The organism is Streptomyces xiaopingdaonensis (genome assembly GCF_000262345.1).
GTDB lineage: Bacteria > Actinomycetota > Actinomycetes > Streptomycetales > Streptomycetaceae > Streptomyces > Streptomyces xiaopingdaonensis.
In genome coordinates this window covers 1-5,067 of the sequence record NZ_AJTQ01000010.1, presented here as the reverse complement: position 1 = coordinate 5,067, position 5,067 = coordinate 1, and the positions used below count along the sequence as shown (strand labels likewise).

At 74.6% G+C, this 5,067-nt stretch carries 6 protein-coding genes and 1 pseudogene; 4 read left to right on the top strand and 3 right to left on the bottom strand.

Annotated features, from left to right (window positions below):
• On the bottom strand, positions 1-227 hold a 227-nt coding region (locus tag UWG_RS33490), incomplete at its 3' end, for a hypothetical protein (protein WP_033195897.1).
• Between the two features lie 172 nt (positions 228-399).
• Here UWG_RS33490 and UWG_RS0100530 point away from each other — a divergent pair.
• The 4 genes from UWG_RS0100530 to UWG_RS0100515 all read left to right on the top strand — a co-directional run bounded on the left by UWG_RS0100530 (position 400) and on the right by UWG_RS0100515 (position 4,025).
• Entirely contained in the window at positions 400-774 is a 375-nt protein-coding gene (locus UWG_RS0100530; protein ID WP_016905247.1) for an RNA-binding S4 domain-containing protein, read from the top strand.
• A 42-nt stretch (positions 775-816) separates the two neighbouring features.
• Complete coding sequence (locus UWG_RS0100525) at positions 817-1,458, top strand: mycothiol-dependent nitroreductase Rv2466c family protein (protein ID WP_016905246.1); 642 nt, start codon at positions 817-819, stop codon at positions 1,456-1,458.
• A 421-nt stretch (positions 1,459-1,879) separates the two neighbouring features.
• The gene (locus tag UWG_RS0100520; RefSeq protein ID WP_016905245.1) at positions 1,880-2,461 is read left to right on the top strand and encodes an LOG family protein; all 582 of its coding nucleotides are present in this window, start codon (positions 1,880-1,882) and stop codon (positions 2,459-2,461) included.
• 208 nt (positions 2,462-2,669) lie between these two features.
• The gene (locus UWG_RS0100515; RefSeq protein ID WP_237719951.1) at positions 2,670-4,025 is read left to right on the top strand and encodes a sensor histidine kinase; all 1,356 of its coding nucleotides are present in this window, start codon (positions 2,670-2,672) and stop codon (positions 4,023-4,025) included.
• A gap of 231 nt (positions 4,026-4,256) precedes the next feature.
• On the opposite strand, the gene UWG_RS0100510 is transcribed toward UWG_RS0100515, so the two are convergent.
• Both UWG_RS0100510 and UWG_RS29235 read right to left on the bottom strand, forming a co-directional pair.
• The gene (locus tag UWG_RS0100510) at positions 4,257-4,667 is read right to left on the bottom strand and encodes a VOC family protein (RefSeq protein ID WP_016905243.1); all 411 of its coding nucleotides are present in this window, start codon (positions 4,665-4,667) and stop codon (positions 4,257-4,259) included.
• A 121-nt stretch (positions 4,668-4,788) separates the two neighbouring features.
• Positions 4,789-5,067: pseudogene (locus UWG_RS29235) on the bottom strand (amino acid permease); the annotation flags it as partial.

Below are 5,067 nucleotides of genomic sequence, written 5' to 3'. Positions count from 1 at the left end.
TAGTGGCCCCGCCCGCCGTGCTCGGCGGCCCGGCGGCGCGCCTGGAGGCGGGCTCGGGCCGCGGTACGTGCCGCCGCGAAGCCCAGCTCGTCGAGGATGCCGGCTGGCTCCCGGGGCGGGGGTGCCGCGGTGTACGGCGCCCGGCTCTCCGGGGCGCGCTCTCCTCGGTCGGAGCCGCCGGCTGTCGCTTGCATGCCGTCCGGGGAGCCGGGGAGGGAGGGGGTCATGGAGTGCGTCCTCCGTGGTGATCGAGGACTCGCGCTCGCCCCTGACACGGACATTGCGGTCCTTCCGCCCCCAGTAGAACACCTGTCGGCGCTCGGGGCTCGGGGCTCCGTCGCCCTGCCACGGGTACGGAGCCGCTCCACTGCGGCGGCGTGCGCGGCTAGAGTCGGAGACATGGCTTCCGAGGAGGGTTCGGTACGGGTCGACAGTTGGATCTGGTCCGTACGGCTGACCAAGACGCGTGCGCTCGCCGCCGCTGCCTGCCGCGCGGGGCACGTACGCGTCAACGGGGACCGGGTCAAGGCTGCCCACGCGGTTCGGCCCGGCGACGAGGTGCGGCTGCGGCACTCCGGGCGCGAGCGGATCGTCGTCGTCAGGCGGCTGGTGAAGAAGCGCGTCAGCGCGACGGTCGCCGCCGGCTGCCTCACGGACAACAGCCCGCCTCCCCCGCCCCGCGAGGAGCAGGCGCAGCCGCCGCGGCGCGACCGCGGAGCCGGGCGGCCGACGAAGAAGGAGAGGCGCGAGATGGACCGCCTCCGCGGACTCTGACCGCCTCGGCGGACGACGACGAAGAGCGCGAAGGACGGCAGCATGACGCAACCGACGCACGTCGACTTCTGGTTCGACCCCTCCTGCCCCTACACCTGGCTCACTTCGCGCTGGCTGCTCCACGCCTGCGAGGTCAGGCCGCTCACGCCGCACTGGCACGTGATGAGCCTGACCCTCCTCAACGAGGGCCGCGAGGAGGACCCCGAGGGAGACGCGGGCGGCTACCTCCTCCGCCCCGTGCGGATCTCCGCGGGCGTTGCGGAGGAGTACGGGGAGGAGGCGCTCGGCCGCTTCTACACGGCGCTGGGCTCGCGGCTGCACGAGCACGAGGAGTTCCGCGCCGGCGTCTTCGAGGACGCGCTCGAAGACGCCGGGCTGCCGGGCGAGTTGGCCGCCGCGGCGGAGAGCGACCGCTACGACGCGGCGCTGCGCGCCTCGCACGGGGCGGCCGTCGCCCTCGTCGGAAGCGACGTGGGGACACCCGTGATGGCCGTCCGCCGACGCGCGGGCACGGTGGCGTTCTTCGGCCCGTGCGTCTCCGGCGCACCGTCGGGCGAGGCGGCCGGCCGGCTGTGGGACGGCACGCTCGCGATGGCCGAGTGCCCGGGGTTCTTCGAACTCCGCCGCTCCCCCGGGCTGTTGGACGTGCGGGGGCGAGCTGATGCGCGCACCTGTGGGGCGTGAGACGACTGGTCGCCAAGGCTCCTGAGGCGGGCGGCGGTTGACGGGTGCGGTGCAGGGTCGGCCGTGCTCCGGTCCGACGCAGGACGGCAACACCGTGCCAACGCACGCGTGAGTGGCGGTACTTGGCAGTCGAGTGGCACGGGACCGTCGCGGTGGCGGCGCCGTCGGGAGGCACGGCACCGTTCCATGCGCACGGAACAGCGGACGCCCCCGGAGCCGGCACCGCGCCGTCACGGCGGCCGACACCCCGCCGACCGGCTCCGCCGAAGGGGAACTTGGCCGTCGCGACGACCACCCGACGCCCACGCCGTCCGTGCGCAACGCACACGGCCGCAAGCCGCCCGGGCAGAGAAATCTTGGTCAGCACCGGCGTGCCCGTGGTACACCGAAGAACCCCGCAACCGTCGTCCCGGAGGTCTCCATGCGCCGCCTCGCCGTCTTCCTCGCCTCGTCCGGCGGACACGACCCGGCGCACGCCGAACTGGCCGCCGGCGTCGGCAAGGAGCTGGCCGGGCGCGGGATCGGCCTCGTCTACGGCGGTGGGTGCCGCGGGCTCATGGGCGAGGTGGCGGACGGCGCGCTGAAGGCGGGTGGCGAGGTCATCGGCGTCATTCCGCGCAGCATGGTCGAGCGGGAGTGGGCGCACGAGGGGGTGACGGAGCTCCTGCTGTGCGACTCGATGCACGAGCGCAAGGCGATGATGGCCGAGCGCGCCGACGCCTTCGTCGCCCTGCCCGGCGGGCTCGGCACGCTGGAGGAGGTCTTCGAGGTGTGGTCGTGGCGCCAACTGGGCTTCCACGCCAAGCCCGTCGGCTTCCTCGACGCCGGGGGTTTCTGGACGCCCCTGCTCGACGCCCTGCGCGGCATGGCCGACTCCGGCCTCCTCTCCCCGTCCACTCTCGACGACCTCGCCGTCGCCCCCGACCTGCCCGGCCTGCTGGACGCGTTGGAGGAGCGGCTGCGCAGCACCCCGCAGCCCGCACACGGAGCAAGCCTGCGGTAGCTCGGCGTCGGAGCCGTCGACAGGTGACGAGGGCCGCGGCGAGGGCGACCGGAGCAAGGAAGCGGTCGGCTCCGCGTTCACCACGGCGGCCCGGGCGACACGGCGGCGACGATCCGCCCGGGGGCTCGCGGTGTCCTCGCGGAGGAGCGCGCACGCCCGCGCCCGACCGACGGCAAGGGACCCGCGGACGGCGGTATACGCTCGGCCGATGACCTCGGGGAACTTTGCAGGAGAGAGCCGGACGGCGCGCTGGCCGCGGCTGCGCCGTCTCCTACGCCACCCCGTCATGGGCGACTGCCTCGCGACGGCGCTGGCCGTCTGGGCCGCGGCGCTCGGGAGTCTCAGCAACCCGCACCTGGGACCGTTCCCGCCGTGGCTCAACCACACGGCCGCGATCGCGGTCGCATCGACGCTGCTGGCCCGGCGGCGTGCGCCCGAAGTGGTGCTCGCCGTCTGCCTCGCCGCGTACACCGTGCACCTCTCCGTCTTCACGACCTTCTTCGCCCTCTACGCGGAGGGCGCCTTCCGCGGCCCGCGCCGACGCAGCGTGGTCGCGATCGCGGCGCTGGTGAGCCTCGCCACCGTCTCGGCGTCCAGCACCTCGTTCTGGCGCGAACCCCAAGTGCTGCTGAGCCAGCAGGGGTTCGCCGTTCTGCTCACGGTGCTGACGCCGCTCCTGCTCGGCATGTACATGGGCGAGCGCCGGGTCGCGCTCCTCGCCTGGGTCGACCGGGCCGAGCGGGCGGAACGCGAGCAGACGCTGATCGCCGACGCAGCCGTGGCGGAGGAGCGGCGGCGGATCGCGGGCGAGATGCACGACGTCGTCTCGCACCGGGTGAGCCTCATGGTGGTGCACGCCAACGCGCTCCAGTACGTCTCGGGCGATCCGGACGCCGCCAAGCAGGCGTCGACGACCATCGCCACCGCCGGGCGGCAGGCCCTCGACGAACTGCGGGAGATGATCGGCGTACTGCGCCGCCCGCAGCGCGAGGACGAGCAGCGCACACCGGCCGTGCAGACGCCCTCGCAAGCCGCGGAGACGGGCGCCGCCGCACCGCGGGCGCCGGAGGCGGACCGCGAACCCGCCGCCGGAACCGGGCCGGAGGGCGGCGAGGCCGTACTGGCCCGGCTGCCCGAACTCGTCGACTCTTCGCGCAGCGCCGGACTGCCGGTGGAGCTGCGTACCGCCGGCGAGCCGCACCGGTTGCCCGAGTCGACCGAGCGCGCCGCCTACCGGATCGTCCAGGAAGGGCTGACCAACGTGCACAAGCACGCGCCCGGCGCCGAGACGGAGGTGACGGTGGCCTACCGCGGCGAGACCGTGCGGGTCGGCGTGCGCAACAGCGCACCCTCCGACGAGCGAGCCGGCGAAGGGACGGCCTCGGACGGAGAGCCCCTGCTGCCGAGCGGCGGCCACGGCCTGATCGGCCTGCGGGAGCGGGTGCGGCTGGCGGGCGGCACCATCGAGACCGGGCAGCGCCGCGGCGGCGGCTTCGCGGTGGAGGCCGAACTGCCGGCCGCGGTCACCGCGGGTGCGGGCGCCGACGGAGCCTCGGGGGCGTAGCAGGACCACCCACCGGCGCGCCTTCACCACGGGCACCGCCCTCGTCGTCGACGACGGCCAGACCACGTCGGCATCCCCGACCGCACCGAAGCCGAAGTCAACCGACCCATCGGCCGCCTCGGCACGGCGGAAGAGATGGCGCAGGCCGTCCTGTGGCTGTGCCGTCCCTGAGAACCCGGCGCTGCTGTCCCCGCACGCCCCCACCGAGCGGTAGGCCGCCGCAGCCCGGGGCTAGTCCGCCGAGTCGTGCAACTCCCCTCTGAGCAAGGTGTGTTCGCGCGGCGCCACGCAGAAGGTGTGGCCCGCGGGGTCGACGAATACCCGGAAGAGTTCGCCGTCCGGCTGGTGCGCGGGCACGTCGGCGCCGAGGGAGCGGAGCCGCTGTTCGACCTCGTCCAGGTCCTCGTCGACGGCGAACTCCAGGTGGTGGCGGCGCGGTGCTTCCCCGTCGGGCCAGCGGGGCGGCTGCGGGTTGGCGGACTGCTGGAAGTCGATGCGGACGCCGCTGCCGTACGGGGCGAGTACGGCGAAGTCCCCCTCGTCCGAGACGGCGCGCCGACCGCCGAGGAACCTCTGGTAGAAGCGGGCAAGCCGGTCGGGCTCCGGGCAGTCGAGCGTCACGGCGAAGAAGGTCACGGCCATGCCCGACACCCTAGGGCCCGCGTACTGTCCGGAGCGGCCCCAACGACCGGCGCACACGGGCCACTTGGCGGCAGCGAGCCCGGCCCGCGCCCGCACGGGCGGACGTGGGCCGGGCCCCGGATCACTCCCGCGCGCCGTCCTGCGCCCGTGCTTCGGCCTCCTCGTCGGCGGCGCGCTCCAGCCGGAACGCCTCGTTGCCCTGCCCGATCCCCGCGAAGGTCTCCGGGCTCCGGGAGCGCAGCACCAGCCCGACGACGGTCCCGATCACGGCCGCGGCGAGCAGCAGCCCCGGCAGGGCCCAGCTCAGGGCCGATCCCGCGCCCGCGTCGATGAGCACGTCGAAGTCCTTCACCGCGTAGACGAAGATCGTGGCGAGCCCGGCGGCGGCGAGCCCGGAGCA

Bases quoted from the DNA above. Each gene is read 5' to 3' on its own strand.
- UWG_RS0100525 (WP_016905246.1), top strand. From the start codon at position 817: ATGACGCAACCGACGCACGTCGACTTCTGGTTCGACCCCTCCTGCCCC.
- UWG_RS0100520 (WP_016905245.1), top strand. From the start codon at position 1,880: ATGCGCCGCCTCGCCGTCTTCCTCGCCTCGTCCGGCGGACACGACCCG.
- UWG_RS0100510 (WP_016905243.1), bottom strand. From the start codon at position 4,667: ATGGCCGTGACCTTCTTCGCCGTGACGCTCGACTGCCCGGAGCCCGAC.
- UWG_RS0100515 (WP_237719951.1), top strand. From the start codon at position 2,670: ATGACCTCGGGGAACTTTGCAGGAGAGAGCCGGACGGCGCGCTGGCCG.
- UWG_RS0100530 (WP_016905247.1), top strand. From the start codon at position 400: ATGGCTTCCGAGGAGGGTTCGGTACGGGTCGACAGTTGGATCTGGTCC.